The sequence below is a fragment of the Aeromicrobium sp. UBA7512 genome, assembly GCF_002476985.1.
Taxonomy (GTDB): domain Bacteria; phylum Actinomycetota; class Actinomycetes; order Propionibacteriales; family Nocardioidaceae; genus Aeromicrobium; species Aeromicrobium phoceense.
Genome location: NZ_DLNK01000007.1, coordinates 582,042 through 608,677, shown reverse-complemented (window position 1 = coordinate 608,677; position 26,636 = coordinate 582,042). Strand labels below are relative to the sequence as shown.

24 protein-coding genes and 1 tRNA gene are annotated in these 26,636 nt (G+C 70.6%); 12 read left to right on the top strand and 13 right to left on the bottom strand.

The features are described from left to right. Positions 1-41 precede the first annotated feature (41 nt). The gene (locus B2363_RS13810) at positions 42-2,450 is read right to left on the bottom strand and encodes an ATP-dependent DNA ligase (protein WP_286930873.1); all 2,409 of its coding nucleotides are present in this window, start codon (positions 2,448-2,450) and stop codon (positions 42-44) included. Between the two features lie 53 nt (positions 2,451-2,503). On the opposite strand from B2363_RS13810, the gene B2363_RS13805 reads away from it, so the two are divergent. Continuing rightward, positions 2,504-3,250 (top strand): GAF and ANTAR domain-containing protein, encoded by a 747-nt coding sequence (locus B2363_RS13805; protein WP_286930871.1) that lies wholly within the window; start codon positions 2,504-2,506, stop codon positions 3,248-3,250. Between the two features lie 6 nt (positions 3,251-3,256). On the opposite strand, the gene B2363_RS13800 is transcribed toward B2363_RS13805, so the two are convergent. Both B2363_RS13800 and B2363_RS13795 read right to left on the bottom strand, forming a co-directional pair. After that, a complete protein-coding gene (locus B2363_RS13800; protein WP_181753317.1) occupies positions 3,257-4,093 on the bottom strand; it encodes a Ku protein in 837 nt (278 codons plus the stop codon). A gap of 17 nt (positions 4,094-4,110) precedes the next feature. Continuing rightward, positions 4,111-4,833: a DapH/DapD/GlmU-related protein gene (locus B2363_RS13795; protein WP_286930868.1), complete on the bottom strand. Its 723-nt coding sequence runs from the start codon at positions 4,831-4,833 to the stop codon at positions 4,111-4,113. Positions 4,834-4,920: 87 nt separating this feature from the next. On the opposite strand from B2363_RS13795, the gene B2363_RS13790 reads away from it, so the two are divergent. Then, positions 4,921-5,571 carry an amino acid-binding protein gene (locus tag B2363_RS13790; protein WP_286930867.1) on the top strand — a complete coding sequence of 217 codons (651 nt, stop codon included), beginning with the start codon at positions 4,921-4,923 and terminating at the stop codon, positions 5,569-5,571. Between the two features lies 1 nt (position 5,572). Here B2363_RS13790 and B2363_RS13785 read toward each other — a convergent pair whose 3' ends face one another. Continuing rightward, positions 5,573-6,466, bottom strand: coding sequence for an SDR family oxidoreductase (locus tag B2363_RS13785; protein ID WP_286930866.1), 894 nt, complete (start codon positions 6,464-6,466; stop codon positions 5,573-5,575). A gap of 173 nt (positions 6,467-6,639) precedes the next feature. Between B2363_RS13785 and B2363_RS13780 the strand changes: the two genes are divergently transcribed. Next, positions 6,640-8,178 (top strand): Re/Si-specific NAD(P)(+) transhydrogenase subunit alpha, encoded by a 1,539-nt coding sequence (locus tag B2363_RS13780; protein ID WP_286931539.1) that lies wholly within the window; start codon positions 6,640-6,642, stop codon positions 8,176-8,178. A 15-nt stretch (positions 8,179-8,193) separates the two neighbouring features. Further along, on the top strand, positions 8,194-9,633 hold the full coding sequence (gene pntB, locus B2363_RS13775) for a Re/Si-specific NAD(P)(+) transhydrogenase subunit beta (protein WP_286930865.1): 1,440 nt from the start codon (positions 8,194-8,196) through the stop codon (positions 9,631-9,633). Between the two features lie 72 nt (positions 9,634-9,705). Here the strand turns inward: pntB and B2363_RS13770 are convergent, their stop codons facing one another. Genes B2363_RS13770 through upp form a run of 3 tightly spaced genes read right to left on the bottom strand, consistent with a single transcriptional unit; the run spans position 9,706 to position 12,853 of the window. Further along, complete coding sequence (locus B2363_RS13770; protein ID WP_286930864.1) at positions 9,706-11,154, bottom strand: MFS transporter; 1,449 nt, start codon at positions 11,152-11,154, stop codon at positions 9,706-9,708. Positions 11,155-11,210: 56 nt separating this feature from the next. After that, complete coding sequence (locus B2363_RS13765) at positions 11,211-12,212, bottom strand: adenosine deaminase (protein WP_286930863.1); 1,002 nt, start codon at positions 12,210-12,212, stop codon at positions 11,211-11,213. Next, complete coding sequence (gene upp, locus B2363_RS13760; protein ID WP_078699499.1) at positions 12,212-12,853, bottom strand: uracil phosphoribosyltransferase; 642 nt, start codon at positions 12,851-12,853, stop codon at positions 12,212-12,214. Before upp ends, B2363_RS13765 begins: the two co-directional genes overlap by 1 nt. 46 nt (positions 12,854-12,899) lie before the next feature. On the opposite strand from upp, the gene B2363_RS13755 reads away from it, so the two are divergent. The 4 genes from B2363_RS13755 to B2363_RS13740 all read left to right on the top strand — a co-directional run bounded on the left by B2363_RS13755 (position 12,900) and on the right by B2363_RS13740 (position 15,657). Continuing rightward, a complete protein-coding gene (locus B2363_RS13755) occupies positions 12,900-13,361 on the top strand; it encodes a tRNA adenosine deaminase-associated protein (RefSeq protein ID WP_181753329.1) in 462 nt (153 codons plus the stop codon). 14 nt (positions 13,362-13,375) lie between these two features. Beyond that, positions 13,376-13,798: a tRNA adenosine(34) deaminase TadA gene (tadA, locus tag B2363_RS13750; RefSeq protein ID WP_181756138.1), complete on the top strand. Its 423-nt coding sequence runs from the start codon at positions 13,376-13,378 to the stop codon at positions 13,796-13,798. A gap of 85 nt (positions 13,799-13,883) precedes the next feature. After that, complete coding sequence (locus B2363_RS13745; RefSeq protein WP_286931538.1) at positions 13,884-14,981, top strand: LLM class flavin-dependent oxidoreductase; 1,098 nt, start codon at positions 13,884-13,886, stop codon at positions 14,979-14,981. A gap of 76 nt (positions 14,982-15,057) precedes the next feature. Beyond that, on the top strand, positions 15,058-15,657 hold the full coding sequence (locus tag B2363_RS13740; RefSeq protein ID WP_286930862.1) for a CE1759 family FMN reductase: 600 nt from the start codon (positions 15,058-15,060) through the stop codon (positions 15,655-15,657). A gap of 55 nt (positions 15,658-15,712) precedes the next feature. Here B2363_RS13740 and B2363_RS13735 read toward each other — a convergent pair whose 3' ends face one another. Further along, entirely contained in the window at positions 15,713-16,768 is a 1,056-nt protein-coding gene (locus B2363_RS13735) for a YdcF family protein (RefSeq protein WP_286930861.1), read from the bottom strand. A gap of 56 nt (positions 16,769-16,824) precedes the next feature. After that, complete coding sequence (locus tag B2363_RS13730) at positions 16,825-17,454, bottom strand: hypothetical protein (protein WP_286930859.1); 630 nt, start codon at positions 17,452-17,454, stop codon at positions 16,825-16,827. A gap of 170 nt (positions 17,455-17,624) precedes the next feature. Between B2363_RS13730 and B2363_RS13725 the strand changes: the two genes are divergently transcribed. Together B2363_RS13725 and B2363_RS13720 are read left to right on the top strand one after the other, a co-directional pair. Then, positions 17,625-17,714: transfer RNA gene (locus B2363_RS13725), tRNA-Ser, on the top strand. Between the two features lie 204 nt (positions 17,715-17,918). Next, the gene (locus B2363_RS13720) at positions 17,919-22,253 is read left to right on the top strand and encodes a LamG-like jellyroll fold domain-containing protein (protein ID WP_286930857.1); all 4,335 of its coding nucleotides are present in this window, start codon (positions 17,919-17,921) and stop codon (positions 22,251-22,253) included. Between the two features lie 68 nt (positions 22,254-22,321). Here the strand turns inward: B2363_RS13720 and B2363_RS13715 are convergent, their stop codons facing one another. Together B2363_RS13715 and B2363_RS13710 are read right to left on the bottom strand one after the other, a co-directional pair. Further along, positions 22,322-23,191: an LLM class F420-dependent oxidoreductase gene (locus B2363_RS13715; protein ID WP_286930856.1), complete on the bottom strand. Its 870-nt coding sequence runs from the start codon at positions 23,189-23,191 to the stop codon at positions 22,322-22,324. A gap of 3 nt (positions 23,192-23,194) precedes the next feature. Next, entirely contained in the window at positions 23,195-23,722 is a 528-nt protein-coding gene (locus B2363_RS13710; RefSeq protein ID WP_286930855.1) for a flavodoxin domain-containing protein, read from the bottom strand. A gap of 68 nt (positions 23,723-23,790) precedes the next feature. On the opposite strand from B2363_RS13710, the gene aroQ reads away from it, so the two are divergent. Together aroQ and B2363_RS13700 are read left to right on the top strand one after the other, a co-directional pair. Continuing rightward, positions 23,791-24,237 (top strand): type II 3-dehydroquinate dehydratase, encoded by a 447-nt coding sequence (aroQ, locus tag B2363_RS13705; RefSeq protein ID WP_286930854.1) that lies wholly within the window; start codon positions 23,791-23,793, stop codon positions 24,235-24,237. 33 nt (positions 24,238-24,270) lie between these two features. After that, positions 24,271-25,776 (top strand): potassium/proton antiporter, encoded by a 1,506-nt coding sequence (locus tag B2363_RS13700; RefSeq protein WP_286930853.1) that lies wholly within the window; start codon positions 24,271-24,273, stop codon positions 25,774-25,776. Positions 25,777-25,779: 3 nt separating this feature from the next. Here the strand turns inward: B2363_RS13700 and B2363_RS13695 are convergent, their stop codons facing one another. Together B2363_RS13695 and B2363_RS13690 are read right to left on the bottom strand one after the other, a co-directional pair. Next, complete coding sequence (locus B2363_RS13695; RefSeq protein ID WP_286930852.1) at positions 25,780-26,292, bottom strand: LytR C-terminal domain-containing protein; 513 nt, start codon at positions 26,290-26,292, stop codon at positions 25,780-25,782. Next, on the bottom strand, positions 26,289-26,591 hold the full coding sequence (locus tag B2363_RS13690) for a type II toxin-antitoxin system VapB family antitoxin (protein ID WP_181753351.1): 303 nt from the start codon (positions 26,589-26,591) through the stop codon (positions 26,289-26,291). The genes B2363_RS13695 and B2363_RS13690 overlap by 4 nt, the downstream gene beginning before the upstream one ends. Between the last annotated feature and the right edge of the window lie 45 nt (positions 26,592-26,636).

The following is a 26,636-nucleotide window of genomic DNA, read 5'->3' as shown; positions in this document are numbered from 1 at the left end:
ATGGCTCCTTCGCACAGATGTCGTCGGACCTCCATCGTGGCTCACGGCGGGGTCAGTCGCACCTCGGCAGGGGTCTCCAGGACGACGTCGGCGGCGTCCTTGTCCGGCCGCAGACCGCGCCAGCTGGCATGGCGCAGGTGCCCCGCGGGCGACCAGTCGCCGTAGACGACCTCTCCCACCAGCTTCGGGGTCGTCCACGTCGCGTCCCGCGATGCGGCCGTCTCCACGTCGTCCACGAACGGCGAGGTGGCGCGCTCCAGCGGGTCCAGCAGCGACCGCAGCTTGAGCCGCTCGGCGTTGCTGTAGCCCGTGCCCACGCGCCCGAGGTACTTCAGGCCGCCCTCGACCGGGACGCCGACGAGCAGGGACCCGATCCCCCGCCCACCACTGCTGGGCCGCCACCCGCCGATCACGATCTCCTGCGTGTCCTGGTTCTTGATCTTGAGCCAGTCCGTGGAGCGCGAACCCGGGTCGTACGTGGAGGAGCGACGCTTGGCCACGACCCCCTCCAGCTTGTGGCTCCGGCTCAGCGCGACGGCCTCGTCGAGGGTGCCGCCGTGGGCCGGCGGCACGCGGACCAGCGAGCTGCTGATCCCCAGGTCGTCCAGTGCCTCGCGCCGCTCGTCGTAGGTCAGGTCGCGGAGCGACGTGCCGTCGCGCTCCAGCACGTCGAAGAGCATCAGCTGCACCGGCACGGTGCGGCGCAGCCGCTCGATGTCGCCGGCCTTCGTGACGCCCATCCGCTGCTGCAGCCGGCCGAAGCTGGGGATGCCCTTGTCGTCGAGAGCGACGATCTCGCCGTCGAGCACCACGTCGAGGCCGAGGCCGGCCAGCTCCTCGACGAGCTCGGGATAGCTGGCGCTGACGTCGTTGTGGTTGCGCGAGTACAGCCGCACCTGCTCGCCGCTCACGACTGCGACGCACCGGATCCCGTCCCACTTCAGCTCGTAGGCCCACCCGTCGCCGGACGCGTCACGCCCACCGGCCAGCACGGCGAGCATAGGCGGGACGAACCCCGCGCGAGCCGACGCCGGCTTCTTCCTCGTCCGCTTCGCGGGTGGCTCCTCCGGGGGCGCCGCCTCCTTCGCGGGAGCGTGAGGCGACTGCTCCTTCATGAGGTGGATCAGCCAGTTCTCACCGGTCTTGATCAACGCGAGGCGCTTCGACCCACCCAGACCCTCCTCGCGCGTGCCGTGCAGCGTCGCGATGACCTCGTGGTCGTTCCACTTCTCCAGGTCGTAGTGCCCGTGGTCCCAGATGGTGACCTCGCCCGCGCCGTACTCGCCCTTCGGGATCGTGCCCGCGAAGGTCGCGTACTCCAGCGGGTGGTCCTCGGTCTGGACGGCGAGGTGGTTGCCCGTGGTCGAGTCGGGCACGCCCTTGGGCAGCGCCCACGACACCAGCACGCCGTCGCGCTCGAGCCGGAAGTCCCAGTGCAGGCGCCGGGCGTGGTGCTCCTGGATCACGAACGTCGGGTCGCCGTCGCGGCCCCGGACGACCGAGTCGGGCACGGGCTCGGGCGTGCGGTTCGCGTCGCGCATCGAGCGGTAGGTCGCGAGGCGGTCGGCCACGGGGGCCGCGAGCGCCGCCATCGGGTCGCCCCGCTCGGCCAGCCGGGCCGGGACCTCGTCGATCGTCAGGTGCCGCAGGTCGGCGTCGACCTCGTCCCAGTCGCGGGGCACGGCCACCGTGGGCTCCTCGCGCCCGCGCAGCGAGTAGGGCGAGATCGTGGTCTTGTTGCCGTTGTTCTGGCTCCAGTCCACCAGCACCTTGCCCCGGCGCTTCGCCTTCGACATGTCGCTGACGACCAGCTCGGGCATCGACGCCTCGAGCGCCTGCGCCACCTGCTTGGCGAACGCGTTGACGTAGTCGGAGTCGTGGGTGCCGTCGAGCTGCGCGTACAGGTGGATGCCCTTGCTGCCGCTCGTCACGGGGATGCACTCGAGCCCGACGTCGGCCAGCAGCTCCCGCGCGGCGTGGGCGACCTCGGCGCACTCGGGCAGCCCGGTGCCGGGCCCGGGATCGAGGTCGATCACGAGCCGGTCCGGGTTCTGCGCCACGCCCGTCGCGTCGACGCGCCACTGCGGCACGTGCAGCTCGAGCGCCGCGACCTGCCCGGCCCACGCGAGATCGGCCACCGACTCGAAGACGGGGTAGACGTTCGTGCGCGAGCGGTGCTTGATCGTGACGCGGCGGATCCAGTCGGGCGCGGAGTCGGGGAGGTTCTTCTCGAAGAACACCTCGGCATCGGGACCCGTTCCGTTCACCCAGCGCTTGCGCGTGACCGTGCGCCCGGCGAGGTGCGGCAGGAGCCACGGGGCGACCTGGACGTAGTAGGCGATGACCTCGGCCTTGGTGGTGCCCGAGGCCGGGTAGATGACCTTGTCGCTGTTCGTCAGCCTTAGCAGCCTGCCGTCGACGGACACCGTCTGGGTGGGTGCGCCTGCCACTGGTGGTACCCCCTGCGCGTATTCTTTGGAGTTCCCAGTGTGAAGGAGAGGCCGTGTCCGTGCCCGATTTCTTCTCCGAGGTGGCACTCGACCTGCACCAGCAGCCCACCGCTGAGAAGACAGTAGAACGCATCACCGAGCACGCCCGCACGGCGGCCGGGTGCGACGACGCCGGCATCATGCTGGTCCACTCCCGTGCGCGCATCGAGACGGCCTCGTCGACCTCGGAGCGCGTCGTCAGGTCCCACGAGCTCCAGCGCGAGCTCGACGAAGGCCCCTGCCTCGACGCCCTCGAGACCGGTGGCAGCTTCCTGTGCACCGACGTCCAGACCGACGAGCGCTGGCCCCGCTGGGGACGTGCCGCCGCGGAGCTGGGCATCCACAGCGCGATGAGCGTGCTGCTGGAGACGCGCGATCGCCGGTACGGATCGCTGAACCTCTACGCCGATCGCCCCGACGCGTTCGACTCGAACGACCTGGCCACCGCGATGATCTTCGCGCGGCACGCCTCCATCGCGCTGGCCAACGCGCACCACGAGGCCGGTCTGCTCACCGCGATCGACGCACGCAAGGTGATCGGCCAGGCGCAGGGCATCCTGATGGAGCGCTTCGACATCGACCCCGACCGGGCGTTCGACGTGCTGCGCCGCTACTCGCAGAACCACAACCAGAAGCTGCACGCCGTGGCCACCTGGGTCGTGGAGAACCGCAAGCGCCCCGTGTCGGAGTTCCCCACCACGGTCCGCGTGGAGCTGACGGAGATCGCCTCGGCTTCCGACGGCGACCACCAGCCCGCCTGAGCCGCGTCAGGCCGACGACTTCTTCTTCGCCGCCTTCTTCTTGGGCTTGTCGTCCGCCGCGTCGCCCTTGCGGGCCTCCACGCTGCGGCGCAGCGCCTCCATGAGGTCGACGACCTCGCCCCCCTCGTCCTCCTGCGTGCCAAACGTCGCCTCGGTGTCGATGCCCTCGCCGGCCTTCTGCTTCGCCTCGATGAGGGTCTTGAGCTGCTCCTGGTAGTCGTCGGTGAACTGGCTCGCGTCGAAGTCGCCGGCGAGCGACTCGATCAGCTGGCCGGCCATCGCGAGCTCCTTCTGGGTGACCTTCGCGGTGTTCTCCAGCACGGGGAAGTCGGCGGTCCGGACCTCGTCGTCCCACAGCAGCGTCTGGAGCACGAGCACGTTGTCGCGCACGCGCAGGGCGCCCAGCCGGGTGCGCTGGCGCAGCGCGAACGTGACGACGGCCGTGCGCTCGGTCTCCTCGAGGGCCTGGCGCAGCAGGGAGTACGGCTTGAGCGCCTTCTCCTCGGGCTCCAGGAAGTAGGGGTTGCCCAGCCGGAGCACGTCGATCTGGTCGTCAGGGACGAACTCGACCACGTCGATCTCGTGGCTGCGCTCGGCGGGCAGGGACTTGAGGTCCTCGTCGGTGAGCACGATCGTCCGCTCGCCGTCGTCGTAGGCCTTGTCGATGTTCTTGTAGGCGACGACTTCCTTGCAGATCTCACAACGGCGCTCGTACCGGATCCGCCCGCCGTCCTCGTCGTGGACCTGGTGCAGCGACACGTCGTGGCTCTCGGTGGCGGAGTAGACCTTCACCGGCACGTGGACCAGCCCGAAGCTGATCGCGCCCTTCCAGATGGCTCGCATCCAGCCAGTATCCGCCCTCAGCGCCGCCAGCGCGAGCGCTTCGACCCGCTGCCCGCCGGTCGCTCGATCGGGACGAACCCGGGCTCGTACGGCTCCAGGTCGGGGACGCGCTCGTCGAGCTGGTCGAGAGCGCGCGGCAGGTCGTCGAACGCGACGCCGGCCAGCTGGTTGGGCGAGAACCGCCACCAGGCCAGGTCGAGGAGGCGCTCGCGGGTGGCCGGATCGACCCGGTCGCGGATCGGTCGCGCTGGGATCCCGCCGACGATCGAGTAGGGCGCCACGTCCTCGGTGACCACCGCGCCCGCGGCGACGACCGCGCCGTCGCCGATGGTGACGCCGCGCAGGATCACCACCTTCGCGCCGATCCAGACGTCGTTCCCGACCACCGACGGCTCGCCGCGGAACGACGGCCGTCCGTCGGCCTCGGGGTCGATCACCTCGGACTCGGCTGCTGACGGGTGCCACCCCCACGTGGCCAACTTGTACTGGAACGAGTTCACGCCCAGCCAGGTCAGCGGGTGCCCCGTGGCACCGATGAGGACGTCGGGGGCGAACTCGCAGTACCGACCGATCGTGGCCGACTGGGACTCCATGCCGTGGGCCAGGCTCGTGAACGCGCCCACCCGGGTGAGGCCGCCCCGCACGAGGAGGTCGCCGAGCATCCGGATCGGGGGCTCGGCCAGCAGCCGGGACGACCCGACGAGTCGCAGGCCCTCGGTTCCGCGCGCGTGCTCCACCACGGCGCCAGCCTAGGGGCATCGGCATGCCACGACTCGCCCGTCCCGGCGTTTACCTCTCCGCAATCGGGACGCGCGACAATGGCTGGCATGGCGTTTCTGTTGCGGGTGGAGCTTCCCGACGTCCCGGGCTCGCTCGGCGCACTCGCGACGGCCCTCGGTGGTGCCGGAGCCGACATCGAGGCGATCGAGATCGTCGAGCACCGGGCCGACGGGGTCGCGGTGGACGACGTGCTCCTCGAGCTTCCCAGCGCGGTGATGCCCGACGCCCTCATCACGGCCTGCCAGGGCCTCGAGGGCGTCCACGTGCACTGGATCAGCCGGTACACCGCGGGCGCGAACCTCAGCATGGACCTCGAGGCCGTCGAGGCCTTCACCGACGAGCCCGACCTGGCGATCGAGCGCCTCATCGAGGTCATCCCCTCGACGTTCCGCACCGACTGGGCCATGGCCGTGGGGCCCGGCGAGGACGGCGCGGCGTTCCTCTTCGGCTCGTCGGCCGCACCCCGCGTGCTGCCCGACTGCGACGACTGGCTCGCCGTGAGCAAGGCGCAGAACCTGCCCGATGTCGCGGCCTGGGACTCCACCGTGCTGGCCGGGTCCCCCGGGACCACGCGGTCGGGCACCGAGTTCTTCGTCGCGGTGGGCCGTCACGGCGGGCCGGAGTTCCTTGCCTCGGAGATCGCCCGGCTGGGTCACATGGTGTCCCTCGCCGCCTCGGTGCAGACCGAGGGCGACTGACCTACTGCTTCTTCTGCGTCACCGGGGTGTGCGCGTGGTGGAAACGGCCGAGCGCCGTGACCTCGCGCTCCAGGGCCGGCACGGTCTTGCGGGTCAGCAGCCGCACGTAGGGCCACGTGGCGGGCGAGTTCACGAACGCCTTGCTCCAGTTCGCCAGCAGCACCGCGCGGGGCACGTAGACCCGGCTCTTGCGCTTGGCCAGGCCCACGAGGATCCGTTCGGCGCACGTCTCCACGTCCGTGGTCGTGTTGGCGGGGTACGGGAGCCGGCGGCGGATCGCCTTGAAGGTGGGCAGGTCGGCCTCGGCGTTGCGCACGATGTCGGTGTCGATCCACGAGGGGTGGCACAAGCCGACCTTCACGCCCAGGTGCGCCACCTCCTGGCGCAGCGCGATCGCGAGCGCCTCGTTGCCCGCCTTGCTCGCGCTGTAGGAGCTGAGCCCGGCGATGTTGGAGAAGGCCGCGAGCGAGGAGACCACGAGCAGGTAGCCCTTCGACGCCTGCAGGTGGGGGATCGCGTACTTGGCCGTGCGGAAGACACCGTTGAGGTTGACGTCGATGACGCGCTCGAACGCCTCGTCCTCGATCTGGCGGACCGTGCCGTACGACGCGATGCCCGCGTTGGCGACCACGTGGTCGAGCCGGCCGAAGTGGGCGGCGGCGGCGTCGATCGCGCTCTTCGTCTCCTCGCTGCTGCGGACGTCGGCCTGCCACCAGGCCGCCGACTCGCCGAGCTCGTCGGCCAGGTGGGCGAGCAGATCGGGCTCGAGTCCGACGAGGGCCACCCGACCGCCGTGGGCCACGTAGGCACGGGCGACGGACGCGCCGATGCCGCGCGCGGCACCCGTGATGAGCGCGACCTTGCCGCGGAACTGCTGGGGCTTCAGAGAGGACATGGCCGCCAAGATACCGGCGGTATGTGAAATGTGCCACTGCCGATGTCATATTCACTCAAGACCAGGTCTGGCCCGTGTTACCTGTCCGTAACGTGACATACCTCATGCGCCGACCCCGGAGAGACCCGGCTATTGTCTGCGGGATGAGCACCCCCCTGCCCGATCTGGGCTCGATGAGGATCGGCGTCGTGAAGGAGTCCGCCCCCGGCGAGACCCGCGTCGCCGCGACACCGGCGACGGTGAAGCAGCTGATCGATCTCGGCTACCTGGTGAACGTGGAGAGCGGGGCCGGCGTGGCCTCCAGCTTCAGCGACGCCGCCTACGCGGCCGCCGGTGCCACGATCAGCGACAAGCCCGACACGTGGGCCAGCGACGTGATCTTCAAGGTCAACGCGCCCAGCGAGATCGAGATCGCCCTCATGCTGGACGGCGCGACACTGATCAGCATGATCAGCCCAGGACTGAACCCCGATCTGGTCGAGAAGCTGGCGACGCGCCCCATCACGGTGCTCGCGCTGGACGCGGTGCCGCGCATCTCGCGCGCCCAGTCCATGGACGTGCTGTCCTCGATGGCCAACATCGCCGGCTACCGCGCCGTCGTCGAGGCTGCCCACGAGTTCGGCCGCTTCTTCACAGGCCAGGTCACCGCAGCCGGCAAGGTGCCGCCGGCGAAGGTCCTCGTGGCCGGTGCCGGCGTGGCCGGCCTCGCGGCCATCGGTGCGGCCTCCAGCCTCGGTGCCATCGTGCGCGCCACCGACCCGCGTCCTGAGGTCGCCGACCAGGTCAAGTCGATCGGTGGCGAGTACCTCGAGGTCGTCGTGCCCGAGGAGGCCAAGGAGGTCTCCTCGGACGGCTACGCCAAGGCCACCAGTGAGGCCTACAACCGGCGGGCCGCGGAGATCTACTCCGAGCAGGCCGCCGACGTGGACATCATCGTCACCACGGCACTCATCCCGGGCCGGGCCGCGCCCCGCCTGATCACCGCCGCCGACGTCGCGACCATGAAGTCCGGCAGCGTCATCGTGGACATGGCCGCGGCGCAGGGCGGCAACGTCGAGGGCTCGGTCGCCGGCCAGAAGGTCGTCACCGACAACGGCGTCACGATCCTGGGCTACACCGACCTCGCCGGCCGTCTGCCCACCCAGGCCTCGCAGCTGTACGGCACCAACCTGGTCAACCTCATGAAGCTGCTGACGCCGGGCAAGGACGGCCAGATCGTCCTGGACTTCGACGACGTCGTCCAGCGCGGCGTCACCGTCGTGCGCGACGGCGAGAACACGTGGCCCCCGCCGCCCGTGCAGGTCTCGGCCGCCCCGGCGCCCGTGGCACCGAAGGAGCCGGCCCCGGCCCCCGAGCCGAAGAAGCCGGTCAACCCCGCGGTCAAGATCGGCGCGATCGCCGTCGGCGTGCTGGCCTTCCTGTGGGTCCTGGCCACCGCGCCGGGCCAGCTGCCCCAGCACTTCACCGTGCTGGCCCTGTCCATCGTGATCGGCTACTACGTCATCGGGCACGTCCACCACGCGCTGCACACGCCCCTGATGAGCGTCACCAACGCGATCAGCGGCATCATCGTGGTGGGCGCCATGCTCCAGATCGGCGCGGACGACGCAGTGATCCGCGCGTTGGCCTTCGTGGCCGTGCTCGTCGCCAGCATCAACGTCTTCGGCGGCTTCGCCGTGACCCGACGCATGCTCAGCATGTTCTCGAAGTGAAGGGCTGACTGAACCGTGACCGCCACCTCCCTGGCCAATGCCGCGTACCTCGTCGCCGCATTGCTGTTCATCCTCAGCCTCGCCGGGCTGAGCAAGCACGAGACCGCTCGTCGCGGCGTCGCCTTCGGCATCGCCGGCATGGCGATCGCCCTCGTGGCGACGTTCATCCTCGTCGCCAAGTCCGAGCCCGGCATCGGCCTCCCGCTGCTGATCGTCGCCATGGTCATCGGCGCCGCCATCGGCCTGTGGCGCGCCAAGATCGTCGAGATGACCGGTATGCCCGAGCTCATCGCGCTGCTGCACTCGTTCGTCGGCCTGGCCGCCGTTCTCGTCGGCTGGAACGGCTACCTGGAGTACCGGGGCGCCAACGCGCTCGCCGAGTTCCTCGAGCACCTCGAGCCCGGCACGGACCTCGGCGACGCCGGGACCCTGCTCGACATCCACAACGCCGAGGTCTTCATCGGCGTCTTCATCGGCGCGGTCACGCTGACCGGCTCGATCGTGGCCTACCTCAAGCTGAGCGCCAGGATGAAGAGCGCCCCGCTCCTGCTGCCGGGCAAGAACTGGATCAACCTCGGCGCGCTCGCACTGTTCGTGATCCTCACGGTCTGGTTCGTCATCGACCCCGCACTGTGGCTGCTGATCGCCGTCACGGTCGTCGCGCTGGCCCTCGGCTGGCACCTGGTCGCCTCGATCGGCGGCGGCGACATGCCGGTCGTCGTCTCGATGCTCAACAGCTACTCCGGCTGGGCCGCGGCCGCGTCGGGCTTCCTGCTGGGCAACGACCTGCTGATCATCACCGGCGCGCTCGTCGGCTCCTCCGGTGCCTACCTGTCCTACATCATGTGCAAGGCGATGAACCGCTCGTTCATCTCGGTGATCGCGGGCGGCTTCGGCATCGAGGCCGGCCCCGCCGACGACACCGACTACGGCGACCACCGCGAGATCACCGCCGAGACCGCCGCCGAGCTGCTGGGCGACGCCAAGAGCGTCGTCATCACGCCCGGCTACGGCATGGCCGTCGCCCAGGCGCAGTACCCCGTCGCCGACCTCACGAGCCGCCTGCGCGAGAAGGGCGTCGAGGTCCGCTTCGGCATCCACCCCGTCGCCGGTCGCCTGCCCGGTCACATGAACGTGCTGCTCGCCGAGGCCAAGGTCCCGTACGACATCGTCCTGGAGATGGACGAGATCAACGACGACCTCGCCGAGACCGACGTCGTGCTCGTCATCGGCGCCAACGACACGGTCAACCCGGCCGCGGCCGAGGACCCGACCAGCCCGCTCGCCGGCATGCCCGTCCTGCACGTGTGGGAGGCCAAGAACGTCATCGTGTTCAAGCGCTCCATGGCCGCCGGCTACGCGGGCGTGCAGAACCCGCTCTTCTTCCGCGAGAACAGCCAGATGCTGTTCGGCGACGCAAAGGACCGCGTCGAGGACATCATCAAGGCCCTCTGACCGCCGGCCCGCGCCGCCGGCGGGCCAGTTGTGCAGCGCTCCTCACCAACAGGGTGGGGAGCGCTTCACATGTCAGTCGTTCGCGACCGCCCTCGCGATGCGCAGGTGGGAGACCACCGCGACCGCCAGCGCGAGCGAGAGCACGGCCACCGAGGTGAGCAGGGCGGCTCGTAGCCCCACGTCAGCGCCATGGTTCGCCGCCGCGATGCCGTAGACGGTCATCAGCGCCGCCGTCCCGAGGGCCGAGCCGATGCGCTGGCCCGTCTGTAGCGCGCCCCCGGCGGCGCCGCCCACGCTCGGCGGCACGTCCTGAAGGGTGAGGGTCTGGTTCGGGGCCACCACTCCCCCGCCACCGAGTCCGGCGAACAGCAGGAGCGGGGCGAAGGTCCACCACAGCGCTTCGCTGTCCTGTCCGGGCGTCACCCACGCCATCGCGGCGAAGCCGGTCATCAGCACGACCAGCGCGCCGATCGTGACCAAGCGACCGGCACGGCTGACCAGCCGGCCCGCCGGGGTCGACGTGATGGCGGCACCGATCGCGAACGGGGTCAGCAGCAACCCGCTGTGCAGGGCGCTCAGGTCGCGCGCCTCCTGCAGCCACACCGACGAGGCCAGGAACACGCCCGTGAACCCGGCGAAGTAGAGCGTGCCGATCAGCACGCCGCTGCCGTAGGTGGGCAGCTCCGCGAGCATCCCGATGTCCAGCATCGGCGATCGGCCGCGGGCGCGCACGGAGCGCTCCCAGCGCACGAAACCCAAGGCCAGTGGCGGCACGGCGATCACGAGGAGCAGCGGCAGCCGGCTTCCGGACTCGAGCTCGATGAGGGGGTACAGCAGGCACAGCACCGTCAATCCCAGGATCACGGCGCCGACGACGTCGACGCGCTCCCGCTCGCCGTCGCCACGGGCGACCGGCACCAGGCGACGGATCGCCACCAGTGCCACCAGGCCGATCGGAACGTTGACCAGGAAGATCAGCCGCCAGCCGAGCTCGCCGGAGAGCGCGATGATCGCGCCGCCGAGCACCGGTCCGAGGCCCGACGCCACCGAGACGGTCAACCCGAAGTAGCCGAACGCGCGACCGCGCTCGGCGCCGGTGAACAGCTCCTGGATCAGCCCGGCGTTCTGCGGCGTGAGCAGGCCCGCGGCGGCGCCCTGCGCCAGCCGGGCCGCGACCACCAGCTCGGCGTTCGGCGCCAGCCCCACGGCCGCACTCGAGGCCACGAAGGCGATCAGGCCAATGGTCATCAGCCGGCGCCGGCCGTACGCGTCACCGAGGTGGCCGCCGGCGACCAGCACTAGCCCGAACGCGAGCGCGTACCCCGACACGACCCACTGCACCGTCCCGGCCGAGGTGTCCAGGCCTTCGCGGATCGAGGGGACCGCGACGTTCACGACCGTGACGTCCAGCAGCGTCATGAAGCCGACGGCGAGCGTGACAACCAGGATCCGCCAGCGTCGCGGATCCGGCTCGTCCAGGGCGATGGGATCGGTGGCACCGTGCGTCGTCTCGTCTCCCACCAGACCACTGTGCCGGGGCGCGCGTCACCTGTCCTGTCGAGCAGCGACCGCCCGGCTCAGCGACCCGCGGCGTCGATCTCGGCGCGCAGGTGGGCCTTCATCGGCTCGGGCGCGAAGCTGGCGTCGACCGCGGCCGTGGCCAGGGCGACCAGGCCCGACTCGTCGAGATCCAGCAGGTCGGCCGCGATCGCGTACTCGTCGTTCAGCGTCGTGCCGAACATCGGCGGGTCGTCGGAGTTGATCGTGACGGTGACGCCCGCCTCGACGAGCGTGGCGAGCGGGTGCTCGTCGAGCGAGGGCACCGACCGCGTGCGCACGTTCGACGTGGGGCACACCTCGAGCGCGATCCCGTCGGCCGCGAGCCGCTCCATCAGCCGCGGGTCCTGGGCGGCGGCGATGCCGTGGCCGATGCGCTCGGCGCCCAGGAGGTCGAGGCTGTCCCAGATCGACTGCGGGCCGGTGGACTCCCCCGCGTGCGGCACGCTGTGCAGGCCAGCCGCGCGGGCCCGCTCGAAGTGGGACGCGAACTGCGGACGGGGCACGCCGATCTCGGGGCCGCCGAGGCCGAAGCCCACGAGGGAGCCGGGGCCGAGCCGCAGCGCCGTGTCGAGGGTGACGTCGGCAGCCGGGATCCCGGACTCGCCGGGGATGTCGAAGATCCACTGCAGCGCCACGCCGAAGTCGCGCTCGGCGGCGCGACGGGCGTCCTCGATCGCCTCGACGTACGCCTCGGCGGCGATGCCGCGCACGATCGAGGTGTAGGGCGTCATCGTCAGCTCGGCGTAGCGGACGTTCTGCGCGGCGAGGTCGCGGCCGACCTCGTGGGTCAGGGTCCAGATGTCCTCGGGCGTGCGCAGCAGGTCGACCACCGAGAGGTAGACCTCGATGAAGTGACCGAAGTCGGTGAACGTGAAGTACTCGGCCAGGGCCGCGGGATCGGCGGGGACGGGCGAGTCCTCGTGCCGCGCGGCGAGCTCGGCGACCGTGTCGGGTGAGGCGGAGCCCACGTGGTGCACGTGCAGCTCGGCCTTGGGCAGGGCCGCGATGAACTCGTGCATCAGTCGACGATGCCGTAGAGCCGGTCCCCCGCGTCGCCAAGGCCCGGGACGATGTAGCCGTTCTCGTCGAGGCGCTCGTCGAGGCCGGCGCTGAAGAGGGTGACCGGCGCGTCGATGTGCGCCGTGTCGCGCTCGAGGCGCTCGATGCCCTCGGGCGCCGACAGCAGCGTGATCGCGGTGATCTCGCGGGCGCCGCGCTCAACGAGGAAGTCGATCGCCATGGCGAGCGTGCCGCCGGTGGCCAGCATGGGGTCCAGGACGTAGCACTGGCGGCCGTCGAGGCGGTCCGGCAGCCGCTCGGCGTAGGTCTCGGCGACGAAGGTCTCCTCGTTGCGGATCATGCCCAGGAAGCCGACCTCGGCGGTGGGCAGCAGCCGCTGCATGCCCTCGAGCATCCCGAGTCCGGCGCGCAGGATCGGCACGACGAGCGGGCCGGGACTGGTGAGCCGGACGCCCTGCGTGGTCGTGAGCGGCGTGGTGACCTCGACGGTCTCGACGCTGACCTCACGCGTGGCCTCGTAGGCCAGGAGGGTCACCAGCTCCTCGGTGAGCCGCCGGAACGTCGGCGAATCGGTGCGCGCGTCGCGCAGGACCGAGAGCTTGTGGGAGATCAGGGGGTGGTCGGCGACGTGAACACGCATGCGTCGAGGGTAGCGGCCGCGTGCAGGCGTCTGTCACCATCGCAGAGTGGCCGAGGACGACGTCGACTTCGTGATCGCCGCGTACCGCGACGAGGGTGCGTGGACCGTCGTCGAACTCCCGCCCCGGCTGGGCGAGGACTTCGACGGGTTCACCGACGCGCTCGCCCGCTTCCCGTCCGACGTCGGCGTGCTGGGACTGGCCTCCGTCAACGACGACTTCTTCGTGATCGTGCGTCGCAGCGGCGAGCACGTAAGGGCCCTGTTGTCCGATGCCACCGCCGTCTGGGACTGGCCCCTCGCGGCCGACCTGGCCGAGCTGGTGAACGCCGTCGACGGCGATGAGGAGCCCGAGCCCGTCGGCGACCTCGACATCGTCAGCGACCTCGGGCTGGCCTCCGTCGAGCTGAGCCTGCTGTGCGACGACGACGACCTCTTCCCCGACGAGGCGCTGGCCGACCTCGCGGAGCGGCTGGGCTTCGGCGAGCAGTTCGAGGCGATCGTCGGGTGACGTGGGACCCGTTCATGCGGCGGGCCCTCGACCTGGCGCGCGAGGCGGCCGCCGAGGGTGACGTCCCCGTCGGCGCCGTCGTCGTCCACGAAGGACTGGTCGTCGGCGAGGGCCGCAACACCCGCGAGCGCGACGCCGACCCCACCGGGCACGCCGAGATCGTGGCCCTGCGCGCGGCCGCGGAGGCGCTCGGCCGATGGCGGCTCGACGGCTGCACGCTCGTGGTGACGCTGGAGCCCTGCACGATGTGCGCCGGCGCCGTCGTGGCGTCCCGCGTCGACCGGCTCGTGTTCGGCGCCTGGGACGAGAAGGCCGGCGCGGTCGGCTCGCTGTGGGACGTGGTGCGCGACCGCCGCCTCAACCACCGTCCCGAGGTCCTGGCCGACGTCCTGCCCGACGACTCCTCCACCCTGCTGCGCTCCTTCTTCGGCCGCTGAGGCCTCCGCGGAATAGACCGGGCCCTGCTGCGTTGTAGTAGTTGAAACTTTAACTAACTTCTGGGAGACTGGAGCCATGAGCAGCATGCAGATCGGCATCTTCACCGTCGGCGACGTCACGACCGACCCCACGAACGGCTCGACCCCCACCGAGCACGAGCGCATCAAGGCCACGGTCGCGATCGCGAAGAAGGCCGAGGAGGTGGGTCTGGACGTGTTCGCCACCGGCGAGCACCACAACCCGCCGTTCGTGCCCTCCAGCCCCACGACGACGCTGGCGTACATCGGCGCGCAGACCGAGAAGATCATCCTCTCGACCTCGACGACGCTCATCACGACCAACGACCCGGTCAAGATCGCCGAGGACTACGCGACGCTGCAGCACCTCGTCGACGGCCGCATGGACCTCATGCTCGGCCGCGGCAACACCGCGCCGGTGTACCCGTGGTTCGGCAAGGACATCAGCAAGGCCGTCGAGCTGACGATCGAGAACTACCAGCTGCTCCAGAAGCTCTGGAGCGAGCCGGTCGTCAACTGGGAGGGCAAGTTCCGCACGCCGCTGCAGGGCTACACCTCGACGCCCGCGCCGCTCGACGGCGTCGCGCCGTTCGTGTGGCACGGCTCGATCCGCACGCCCGAGGTGGCCGAGCTGGCCGCGTTCTACGGCGACGGCTACTTCGCCAACAACATCTTCTGGCCGAAGGAGCACTACATCCAGCTGATCAACTTCTACCGGCAGCGCTACGCCCACTACGGGCACGGCACGCCGGAGCAGGCGATCGTCGGGCTCGGCGGTCAGTTCTTCATGCGCAAGAACAGCCAGGACGCGGTGAACGAGTTCCGGCCGTACTTCGACAACGCGCCCGTCTACGGACACGGCCCGAGCATGGAGGACTTCACCGAGCAGACGCCGCTGACCGTCGGCAGTCCGCAGCAGGTGCTGGAGCGCACGCTGGCGTTCGCCGACTACTTCGGCGACTACCAGCGCCAGCTGTTCCTCGTCGATCACGCGGGCCTGCCGTTGAAGACCGTGCTCGAGCAGCTCGACCTGCTCGGCGAGATCTTGCCCACCATGCGCGCCGAGTTCGACGCGCGACGCCCGGCCGGCGTGCCGGACGCCCCCACCCACGCCGCCCGCGTCGCCGCCCGCGACGCGGCCCTCACCGAGGAGGTTGCCGTATGAACGAGCGCCAGCGAGTGAACATCGGACACGTCATGCCGGCATCCGCGTACCTTCGCTTCTCCACGGGGGTGACGGCATGACCCGCATCGTCGCCCTGTCCGCGGGCGTCGGCGAGCCGTCGACCACGCGCATGCTGGCCGACCGGCTCGCCGCGGCCTCCGGCACCGCCCTCGGGGGCGCCAGCGTCGAGGTGGTCAACCTGCGTGACTTCGCGCACGAGATCACCGACGCGGCGCTCACGGGCTTCGCCGCGCCGCGCCTGCAGCACGTCTACGACCAGCTCGGGGAGGCCGACGCGGTGATCGTCGTCGTCCCGACGTTCAAGGCGTCCTACCCCGGTTTGTTCAAGTCGTTCGTCGACGCGCTCGACAACGACGCGCTGATCGGCAAGGTCGTGCTGCTCGCGGCGACCGGTGGCACGGCTCGCCACTCGCTGGTGATCGACTTCGCGCTGCGGCCGCTGTTCGCGTACCTGCAGTCCGTGGTCGTGCCGACCGGCGTGTTCGCCAGCCCGCACGACTGGGGCTCTTCCGGAGAGGGCACCCTGCAGTCGCGCATCGAGCGCGCCGCGGGTGAGCTGGCGAGCCTCCTCGGCGGCGGCGGCTCGGGCCGCTCGAAGGACGACGAGATCGACCTCTTCAGCGAGACGATGCTCTCGATCAGCCAGCCCGGCTGAGATCGCGCCTCACTCCGCCCGCCGCCCCGCCGCCTGGACGGCGGGCGGTGGCGTCTCAGGCCAGGGAGGCGACGGAGCGCACGAGCAGCAGGACCATCGGGACGCACGCGAGGGCCAGCAGCGCGACGTTGAGCCTGCGGTGCTCCCACAGGATGGCGGCGAACTCCCGCAGGATCGCGCTGGGCCAAAAGTAGCGAGCGGTGGTCGCGCCCAGGGCGTAGCCGTCGAGGCCGGTTCGCCGCATGAGCAGCGCGGCCCGCAGCGCGTGGTAGTCGTTCGTGACGACCGCGAACCGGCCGCCCTCCACCCCGTGCTCGGCCGCGACCCGGGCGCTGAACTGCAGGTTCTCCTCCGTGGAGGTCGAGGCGTCCTCGAGCCACAGCAGGTCGCGATCGACGCCGGACTCCACGAGGTGGTTCGCCATCGCCACGGCCTCGGGGACCACCTCGTCCGCACCCTGCCCACCCGAGCAGATCAGGTGCGTATCCCGGCCACGCGCGCGCGACCGGTCGAGCGCCTGCCGGCCCCGGTCGAGCCGCGACGCGAGCAGTGGCGTCACCCGCTCGCCCATCAGACCGGCGCCCAGCACGATCACCGCGTCGACCGGACGGGCCCAGCGGGCGGCTGCCCAGCCGTAGACCAGGCCGTAGCCGACGAACGCGACGAAGACGAAGGCCAGGTAGGCCAGGGGCGTCCCGATCGCGACCAGCCAGAAGAACAGCACGAGCGCCACGTCGGTGTGGTTCCGGTCGAACCACCACACCGCCACGATCAGGGCGCAGTAGGCGAGCACCACGACGCCGAAGACGAGCGAGAGCAGGTTCGAGGGACGACGGCCCTCGCGCCGCAGCATCGCGAACCCGTTGAAGACACTCGCCACGCCGAGCACCACGAGGGCCAGAATCGCGAGGACGACGGCGCCGAGCAGCGCCCAGGCGAGGCGCAGCGGATCGTCGGAGTCGTCCAAAAGGATCGCGACCCGCCCGGCGATCCCGATCGAGGCCAGTCCGATCACGAGGGTCAGGTACACGCCGATCCGCAGCCGCCGCGGGTCGTGCCAGGCGGTCACGCCCGCTGCGAGCGCCAGCAGCGCCAGGAGTGCCCAAGCCACGCCCCGACCCTAGGGCCCCGGAACCCTGCGCGCCCCCATCGGGCGGACCATCAGCGTCACCACTTGAGGCAGACGTTCCCGAAGTCGACAGGCTTGCCGCGGACATACGTGGTGTTGCCCGTGCGGACCTTCACCGTCGCCGCGGCGCGGATGCACGTCGTGTACTTCTTGGTCCGCACCGGGTACGTCTCCGTGCGGTTCCACGTGGCCGTCTCTCCCGTCACCCTCAACGTTGCCCCGTACCCCTTTCCGCCCTTGGCGCTGGCTCGCGCCGCGCGGAAGTTGCCACAGGTGGGAGTGACGGACGCGCTCACGCCGAACGGCACCGAGGCGCTGATGCTCGGATTCCACTTGCAACCGCTGTAGTGCCAGATCTGCGTCACCGTGGAACTGGTCACCTTCCGGGCATGGGGGCGCGTGCAGTAGGCGTACGACGCCGAGATCGAAGGGCTGGCCAACCGCGGCTTGCTCAACCGGATGCGATCGTTCCGTGAGCCGTGGATGTACGTGACGGTTCCACGCATCTGTCCCGTCAGCTTCACGGTCGCGCAGATGTTCCCCCCGACGTTGATGCGCTTGGAGATGGAGTAGCTCTTGCTCACGGTCTTGGCCTGGGCAGGGCTCGCGAAGCCCACCACCAGGACGAGTGCGGAGATGACGGCCACGAGGAGATTGCGTCGTTTCACGGCGGAGCCCTTCTGTAGGCGATGTGACATGCCCGCAGTACGGGGGCTCCCGCGAGATGTCACATCGTAGACCGTCGCGACCGACGAATCAGCCCTTTGCCGCCCGCCGGGCGCCACGGCCGGCCGCCCCGATTGGGTCGCGACGGGGTGACTGACGTAAACTCCTCGGCGGTGGCGTGTCCGAGCGGCCTAAGGAGCACGCCTCGAAAGCGTGTGTGGGTTCACGCCCACCGTGGGTTCAAATCCCACCGCCACCGCCAGCAGGATCAGGACCCCGTCGAGCGTCAGCTCGGCGGGGTTCTCGCTTTCCTGCCCAGCCCGGGCGAACGCCGGGCGAACGGTTCCCGAACGCACCGAGTGCTCACGCACCCTGCGCCCGGTGCTCACCTCGCGTTCACCGCGAGGAACCTCACGCCGCGAGTCTCAGTGGGTCTTGATGGCCTTCCCGTAGGAGCACACTGCCCATGCGATCCCTTCGCACGACCTCCAGCCTCGCGCTCGCCGCGGCGGTCGGATTCGGTACCTTCTCCACCGCCCCCGCCCTCGCCTCGCCGCGTCTCGCCGATGCGGCGGTGAGCTCGATGGCGACCATCGCCGCGCCGCCGGCCGCGGCCTCGGCATTGCGCCAAGCGGTCGACCTGCCGACCGCCGACGTCTTCGACGTCGACTTCCGTGGAGGGAAGCTCACCGAGCACGCCCAGGGCCTCGAGCCCACGGTCCACGGTGAGCCGAAGGCGGCCGCCGACCTCGGTACCGGTCGCTCGGTCCTGAGCTTCGACGGCACGAAGGACGCGGTCAGCTACCCGATCCGCTCGGAGTTCTCCAAGCTCGAGCAGGGCATGTCGCTGGAGTGCTCGTTCCGGTTCGACGGGCCGCGCACCGCGGCCAGCACCGAGGCGGCGCTGTGCTCGTCGAAGGAGTCGGGTGGCTTCGCCACGGTCATGTCCGGAAACGACGTGCACTTCATGATCCACGTCGGCGGCGGCTACAAGAGCGTCCGCGTCCCCATCACCACCGGGACGTGGCACCACACCGTCGCGACGTGGGACGGCACGCGCCTCAAGCTCTACCTGGACGGCGAGCTGGTCCGCGACGTCGCCGCCGCGGGTGCGTTCAAGCACTCGACCACCGGCGCCGACTCGATGATGCTGGCGGCCGACGTCAGCAACGCGAACAGGCCCCAGTTCTTCGCCCCCACCACCCTGCGCACGAGCCGCATCTACAGCGACCCGCTCAGCGCGGAGCAGGTGTCGGCCCTCGCCGACGCCGACCGTGAGGGACCCGCGGCCCCCCAGGCCGACGTCCTCGACCTCGACTTCTCCTCGGGCGCCCCGGTCGACGGCGCGCAGGGCCTGAGCCCGCGCACCTTCGGCGCGCCCGAGGTGCGCGACGACGCCCCCATGGGCACGAAGGTCGCCGAGTTCGACGGCTCCGGCTCGGCCTACCTCTACCCGTTCGAGGCGCAGTTCCCGAAGCTCGCGAACCAGATGACCGTCGAGTGCGTCTTCAAGTACAACGAGGACTTCCAGGCCAGCGGCGTGGAGACGCGCGGCAACCTGTGCGGCGCCAAGGAGGCGGGCGGCTTCGCCGTCGTCATGTACGGCGACCGGCTCTCGTTCAACCCCCACATCGGCGGTGCGTACCGGAACACGAGCGTCCAGGTCGAGAGCGGCCGCTGGTACCACGCGGTCGGCACGTACGACGGCGAGATGGTCCGGCTCTACGTCAACGGCGTCCTCGCCGCAAGCACCCCCGCGACCGGCACGCTGAGCTCGCCCAGCGCCGGCGCCCGCAACCTCGTGATCGGTGGCGACGCGACCGGCCGCGACCGCCCGAACTACTTCTCCCCGTCGACGATCAGCCGCGTGCGCGTCTTCAGCGAGGCCGTGGACGCCGACGGCGTGCTCGCGCTGGGCCGCGACGCCTTCGCCGGTCGCCCCGCGAACTACAACGTCAAGGTCAGCTCGACCACGCCGGCCGCCGGCGAGCGCCTCACGAAGCGCACCCGCTTCGGCGTGGAGTTCACCAACCCCGAGGGCGTCGGCCGCGACGTCCGCTACGAGCTTGACGGCGACCCGATCAAGCCCGGCGACGAGATCGGCGCCGGACTCAAGGCCGGCGACCACGCGCTCACCGTCGAGGGGCACGACGTGTTCGGCACCCCGATCGAGCACACGACGACCTTCACGACCGCCAACGTCCCGACGCCCGGTGGCACCGAGACCGAGCAGGGCGGCGGCTCCGTGCGTCTCTCGGCCAACGCCACGAACCCCTCGGGCGACCGGGTGCGCACGACCTTCCGCGAGGCCGACGTCGTGGTGGCGAAGCAGGGACGCCAGGGCGTCCTGACCGAGATCCCGAAGGGCCGCGACTTCACGGGCACCGACGAGAAGCCGATCACCGACGCCGCCGCTCCCGGGGACGACACGTTCCTCGACTCGCCGTCCGCCGCGGAGATGCCGTTCCAGCAGTTCGACGTGCCGGTCACGTCGAGCTCCGACCAGCAGGTGATCTGGAGTGGCCGCGTCGATCCCGCGCGCGAGGTAGTCCTTCGCGTCTGGGACGGCGAGGCCTGGGACGAGCTCGCTCGCTCGCGTGGCAACGCCGAGGGTCAGGTCCAGCTGACCGGCGACCTGCGCAGCCGGCACCGTCACGACGGCAGCGTCCCGGTCCTGGTGACCGGCGAGGACCCGTTCGCCGACGACCTGCCCAACGAGGTCAAGGACTCCTTCGAGAGCCCCGACGACTACGACTTCTCGATCGCCCACCTCACGGACACGCAGTACCTGTCCGAGGGCGCGGTGGAGCAGGAGACCGCGCAGGAGCGTGAGGTCTGGCGCAACGCCTACCGCGGCATCACCGAGTGGATCGCGGCGAACGCCGACGAGCGCAAGATCGCGTTCACCGCCCACACCGGCGACGTCATCGAGAACTGGCACAACGTCGGCTCCGACGAGCCGAACGCACGCGCCGAGTTCGAGGTCGCCTCGGAGGCCCAGAAGGTCCTCGACGACGCGGGCATGGTCAACACGGCGCTGCCCGGCAACCACGACAACCTCTACGGAGCCGACACCGGGCCCGACGCGCTGTACAACGACTACTTCGGTCCCGACCGCTACGACGCGCTCGAGCAGAGCGAGGCCTGGAAGAAGGCGCGCGCCGAGTACACCCCGTGGAAGGCCGGCGACAGCAGCAACAACTACGTGCTGTTCAGCGAGGGCGACATGGACTTCGTCGTGGTGTCCCTCGGGTTCGGCGTCGACGCCGAGGAGTCCGCGTGGGCCGACAGCGTGCTCAAGCAGTTCCCCGACCGCAACGCGATCCTGCTGACGCACGCCTACCTGACCCCGAGCGTCAACCCCGACGGCCGCGGCAGCGGGTTCTCCTACGACGGCCGCCAGGTGCTGGACGCCGTCATCAGGAAGAACCCGAACGTCGCGCTGGTCCTGTCCGGGCACGAGCACGGCGTGAGCATCGAGCTGCGTCGCGACGTCGCCCGCAAGGGGCACCATGTGGTCGAGCTGCTCGCCGACTACCAGTTCTACAAGGTGAACTCCGACGAGCTGGGGCTGACGGGAGTCGGCTACGACAGCAACACGCCGCTCCAGTTCGGCTCGTCGTTCTTCCGCCTGCTCCAGTTCGACCTGGACGCCGGCGAGGTCGCGGTCGACACCTACTCGCCGCTGCTGAAGAACTTCGGCGCCACCGAGTACGACGACCGCTTCCGCTACAACGGCACCGAGGACGACACGCGCCTGCCGATCAACCTCACGACCCGCAAGACGAGCTTCAGCTCCGATGGGCTGGTCGTCGTCGACCCGACCGATCGCGTGATCGGCGAGGAGACGGTGCGCTCGGGCTGGCCGGCCACGGTCACGTGGGACGGGCTCGAGGCGGGACGGACGTACGCCTGGCACGCCACGAGCGTCGACGCGGCCTCGGGCGACGAGCTGCCGGGCGAGGTCAGCCAGATCTCGCTCTTCACGGCCGGCTCGAGCGGCACGGACACGACGGCGCCGACCCTGACCGTCCCGGAGAACGGCTCGGTCGAGCTGAACGAGGTGTTCGACCCGATGGCCGGCGTGAAGGCGGTCGACGCGGTGGACGGCGACGTCACCGAGAACGTCCAGGTCCTCGGCGAGGTCGACACCGCGAAGCCCGGCAGCTACGCGCTGACCTACTCGGTCGCGGATGCGAACGGCAACCAGTCGATGGTCACCCGGATCGTCGAGGTCGAGGGCGCGAAGGCCCCGGTCAACACGGTCCGCCCGAAGGTGAGCGGCTCGTTGCGGGTCGGATCGATCCTGCGCGCCAGCATCGGCACCTGGTCGAACACCGAGGCCGCCACGCTCCAGGCCCAGTGGCTGCGGGACGGCCAGCCGATCCGCGGTGCGACGGGCGGTGACTACCGCGTGACCGCGGCCGACATCGGCCGGGCGATCAGCGTGCGCGTGACCGCCACGACGGTCGGGCACCAGCCGGTGACCGCCACCTCGACGGCCTCCCGGGTCGCCAAGGCCAAGGCCACGGTCCGCGCCACGCTGTCGAAGAAGCGGATCAAGACGTCGCAGCGGGCCCGGGTGACGGTCCGCGTGGCCGCGCCCGCCCAGGCGAACGGCAAGGTCCTCGTGAAGGTGAAGGGTCGCGTCGTCGCCGACGGGACGGTGCGCAACGGCAAGGTCTCGGTGCGGCTGCCGAAGCTGAAGGCGGGCAAGCACCGCCTCGTGGTCAGCTACCTCGGCAACGACCGCGTGGGGGCCCGCAACACGGCGATCACCCTGCGGGTGGTGAAGCGCTGACCCGAGCAGGAACGACGGGGGCCCCGGGGCAATCCCCGGGGCCTTCGTCGTCGGCGTTTCGACGCGGCTCAGATCTCCTTGAGCCGCGGGGCCACCTTCTCGGCGAACTCGCTGACCCAGCCCACCGGGTCGGGGCCGTGCGGGGAGACGCTGACGGACTGGATGCCCAGCTCGGCGTACGCCGCGATCTCCTCGAGGAACTTCTCCGGATCCTTCACGGCGTCGCCCGGCCCCTGCAGGGTGCGCAGGATGTCGGCGGGGTCGCGGCCCACGTCGGCGCAGTGCCGGTCGAGGACCTCGAGCTTGTGGCGGATCACGTCGGTGCCGGCGGGGAACAGGTTGCAGGCGTCGCCGTACTCGGCCACGAAGCGCAGCGTCTTCTTCTCGCCCATGCCGCCGAGCAGGATCGGCGGACGCGGCTGCTGGATCGGCGCGGGACGGCAGATCGTCTCGGCGAGCTGGTAGTGCTTGCCCTCGTAGGGACCGTCATTGTCGCTCCACATCTGGTGGACGATCTGCAGCGTCTCCTCGAGCCGCTCGAACCGCTCGCCCATCGACGGGTAGGGCACGCCGAGACCGTGATGCTCGCGCTCGTACCAGGCGGCGCCGAGACCGAGGATGGCCCGGCCCCCGGACAGCACGTCGAGCGTCGTGACGATCTTCGCGAGCAGGCCCGGGTGCCGGTAGGTGACGCCGGTGACGAGCAGGCCCAGCTTCACCCGCTCGGTGACTCCGGCGAGGTAGCCCAGGCCGGTGTAGCCCTCGAGCATCGGGTCCTCGGAGCGGCCCACGGTCTCCATCTGGAAGTAGTGGTCCATCAGCGTGACGGCGTCGGCACCGGCCTGCTCGGCTCGGCGCGCCGTCTCGGCGAGGGTGGGGGCGAGCGACTGCGGCTCGCCGGGAATTGTGAAGTTGTAGACGTGAACGCTGAAACGCATTCCTCAGCCTAGGCACGCTTCCACGACTCCGGCGACCGCAGCGCGGTCGGTGAGGTCGATCCGGTCGGGCTCGAGCGCCTCCAGCATCGCCTGCTCCTCGGCCGTGCGGGCCCGCTTGGCGGCCAGGCCGCGGCGGATCGTGGACATCATGGTGCGCTCCACGAGGCTCAGCCGGTGACGGTCCATCGCGCCGCGCAGGTGGGCCACCGCCATCCGCTCGCGCAGGTCGGCGGGGAACTTCGTCGCGACCAACTCGTCCCGCTTCGTGGTGAGCGCCGGGTCACTGAGGCCGACGGTGACCAGCACCCACCGGGTCGCGCTGGAGAGCTCCATCGCCTGCCGCAGGAGGCTGCTGCCACGCAGGCTCGGACCGTAGATCGCGGCGCAGAACGCGACCGTGTCCTGCGCCGCCATCTGCTCGGGCGAGACCTCGTCGTCGGCCACCACCGAGGCGCCGAGTGCCTCGCCGATCCACTCGGCGTACCGCTCGGACGAGCCGTACTTGGACGCGTGGACCACGAGTGCCTTCACGCTTCCGAGGCTAGGCCGCGACGGGTTCACTGCGCCGGCCCGACGGCCGGCCCCGGTAGGTTGGCCGCGTGACCACGCGCCGGCTGCTGCTCGTCAACGGGCCCAACCTCAACCTGCTCGGCACGCGCGAGCCCGAGATCTACGGCTCGGAGACCCTCGCCGACGTCGAGGCGCTCGTGACGGAGGCCGCGACGGCTCACGGCTACGAGGTGCGCGCCGTCCAGAGCAACCACGAGGGCGTGCTGATCGACGCGATCCACGAGGCTCGCCACGACTGCTCAGGCATCGTCATCAACCCCGGTGGGCTCACCCACACCTCGGTCGTCCTGCGCGACGCCCTGTCGGGCGTCGCCCTCCCGGTGGCCGAGATCCACGTCTCCAACGTCATGGCGCGCGAGCCGTTCCGGCACCACTCCTACGTGGCCGACGTGGCGGTCGTGCACGTGATCGGCGAGGGCGTTCCGGGCTACCGCACCGCCACCGAACGGCTCATCGCCCACCTCGAGGGCCGATAGGATCGGCCCACCGGCGCGAGGGAAGGCGATGATGTGACCTCCCATGACCTCGACGTCATCCTGCTGACGGGGTCAGGGGTCCTGATCCTGGCCGTCCTGGCCGTCCGCCTCTCGGTGGGCGTCGGGCTGCCGTCGCTGCTGATGTACCTGGGCCTGGGCATCCTCATCGGCTACGACGGGGCCGGGGTCCAGTTCGCCGACGCGGACATCGCGCTCGTGCTCGGCCTCTCGGCGCTGATCCTGATCCTCGCCGAGGGCGGCCTCACGACGAACTGGTCCACGATGCGGCCCGCGCTCGGGCTCGGCGTGCTGCTGGCCACGGTGGGCACCACGATCAGTGTCGGCATCGTGGCCGCGGGCGCGCACTACCTCTTCGGGCTCGACTGGCAGCTGGCCGTGCTCATCGCGGCGGTGCTGTCGCCCACCGACGCCGCCGCGGTGTTCTCGGTGCTGCGCTCCGTGCCGCTCAAGTCGCGCGTCTCCGGCGTCCTGGAGACGGAGTCCGGCCTCAACGACGCCCCCATCGTCGTGCTGGTCACGGCCATCAGTGTCGGAGAGATCGCGGACTACGGAGTCGCCGGATTCCTCGCGCTGGTCGTCTTCGAGCTCGTGGTCGGCGCCCTGCTGGGACTCCTCGTGGGCGGCGGCGGCGCGCGCCTGCTGCGGCGGGCGGCCCTGCCCGCCGCCGGCCTCTACCCCCTGGTGGTCTTCGCGTTCACCGTCCTGGCCTACGCCTCGGCCGCGCTCGTCCATGCGAGCGGCTTCGCGGCGGTCTACGTGGCGGCGGTGGTCCTGGGCAACACCGAGCTGCCCCACCGCTCGGCCACGCGCTCGTTCGTGGAGGGCATCGGCTGGCTGGCGCAGATCGGGCTGTTCGTCATGCTCGGCCTGCTGGTGCACCCGAGCGACATCGAGCTGTGGCACATCGGGGCGGGCGTGGGCATCGGCGCGCTGCTCACCTTCGTGGCCCGTCCGGCCTCGGTGGCGGCCTGCGCGGCCTGGTTCCGCGTGGGGTGGCGCGAGCAGCTCTTCATCGGCTGGGCCGGACTGCGTGGCGCGGTGCCGATCGTGCTGGCGACGATCCCCCTGGCGAACGGGGTCACCCACTCGATCGACCTGTTCAACATGACGTTCGTGGCCGTCGTGGTCTACACGATCATCCAGGCCGCACCGCTGGGCTGGCTGGCCCGGTGGTGCCGGGTCGAGAGCGATCGCGGGCGCGACGTGGAGATCGACGCGGCGCCGCTGGAGCGGATCTCGGCCGACCTCCTGCAGATCCACGTGCCGCCGACCTCACGGCTGGCCGGCGTGGAGGTGGGTGAGCTGCGCCTGCCGCAGGGAGCCTCGGTGACGATGGTGGTCCGCGACGACTCCACGCTGGTGCCGCACCGCACCACACGGATCCGCGTGGGCGACGAGCTGCTGATCGTCACCACGCGCGAGCTGCGCGAGTCGGTGGAGCGGCGCCTGCGCGCCGTGGCGCGGCACGGTCGCCTGGCCGGCTGGGACCTCGATCCGCGCGCCGGTCAGGGCGGGTAGCCGCTACGGCAGGGTGATGGTGGGGACGCAGACCGAGACGTCGCGCGCTGCCTCGAGCTTCGTGCTGGCCTTCTTGAGTCCCTCGTAGTCCGGGCCGATCAGCACCGAGATGCCGTCCTCGGTCTCGAAGTCGGCCGCCTTGAAGATGACCTTGCCCTTGAACTGGCGCGCGACGAGCTTCGCCCGCGGATCCGTGGGGTCGCTCGAGAGCACGATGACGTTCTTGGACTTCAGCCGGCCGGGGTTGTTCTGCGCGACCCCGCCGAGGAAGCCGCGGCGCTCCAGGTTGATCTTGACGCGGTTGGCGATGCCGGCGCGCTGGCTGGCGTTGTAGACGTGCACCATGACGAGGTTGCTGCTGAGCACCTCGCCCTTCGCGACGGTCTTGACCTCGCACGTGGGCTCGGCGGCGACGGGCTCGGGCTTGGAGAACGCCAGGTTGACGCCCAGCGCGGTGCCCGCGACGAACACGCCCGCGGTGCCCAGGACGACGAGTCGCTCGACTGCCTTGCTCATGACTGCTTCCCGATCGTGTGGACGCGTGCGTGCACCATCGTCCGCTGCTGGAGCGCGGCCCGCAGGGCCCGGTGGAGCCCGTCCTCGAGGAAGAGCTCGCCCTTCCAGCCGATGACGTGGGCGAAGAGGTCGCCGAAGTAGGTGGAGTCGGTGTCGAGCAGCGTCTCGAGATCCAGCGTGGTCTTCGTGGTGGTGAGGTCGTCGAGCCGGACCTGGGTGGGCGCGATGGCAGCCCACTGACTCTGGGTCAGTCCATGGTCGGGGTACGGCCGCCCGTCCCCCACGCGGCGAAAGATCACCTGCCCAGTCTAAGGGCCCCACCGAAGCGCCCGCGCCACCGACGA

Excerpts from the sequence above, each read along its gene's own strand:
- B2363_RS13800 (WP_181753317.1), bottom strand. The coding sequence starts at position 4,093 with ATGCGAGCCATCTGGAAGGGCGCGATCAGCTTCGGGCTGGTCCACGTG.
- B2363_RS13790 (WP_286930867.1), top strand. The coding sequence starts at position 4,921 with ATGGCGTTTCTGTTGCGGGTGGAGCTTCCCGACGTCCCGGGCTCGCTC.
- B2363_RS13785 (WP_286930866.1), bottom strand. The coding sequence starts at position 6,466 with ATGTCCTCTCTGAAGCCCCAGCAGTTCCGCGGCAAGGTCGCGCTCATC.
- B2363_RS13780 (WP_286931539.1), top strand. The coding sequence starts at position 6,640 with ATGAGGATCGGCGTCGTGAAGGAGTCCGCCCCCGGCGAGACCCGCGTC.
- B2363_RS13765 (WP_286930863.1), bottom strand. The coding sequence starts at position 12,212 with ATGCACGAGTTCATCGCGGCCCTGCCCAAGGCCGAGCTGCACGTGCAC.
- upp (WP_078699499.1), bottom strand. The coding sequence starts at position 12,853 with ATGCGTGTTCACGTCGCCGACCACCCCCTGATCTCCCACAAGCTCTCG.
- tadA (WP_181756138.1), top strand. The coding sequence starts at position 13,376 with ATGCGGCGGGCCCTCGACCTGGCGCGCGAGGCGGCCGCCGAGGGTGAC.
- B2363_RS13745 (WP_286931538.1), top strand. The coding sequence starts at position 13,884 with ATGCAGATCGGCATCTTCACCGTCGGCGACGTCACGACCGACCCCACG.
- B2363_RS13740 (WP_286930862.1), top strand. The coding sequence starts at position 15,058 with ATGACCCGCATCGTCGCCCTGTCCGCGGGCGTCGGCGAGCCGTCGACC.
- B2363_RS13720 (WP_286930857.1), top strand. The coding sequence starts at position 17,919 with ATGCGATCCCTTCGCACGACCTCCAGCCTCGCGCTCGCCGCGGCGGTC.
- B2363_RS13715 (WP_286930856.1), bottom strand. The coding sequence starts at position 23,191 with ATGCGTTTCAGCGTTCACGTCTACAACTTCACAATTCCCGGCGAGCCG.
- B2363_RS13695 (WP_286930852.1), bottom strand. The coding sequence starts at position 26,292 with ATGAGCAAGGCAGTCGAGCGACTCGTCGTCCTGGGCACCGCGGGCGTG.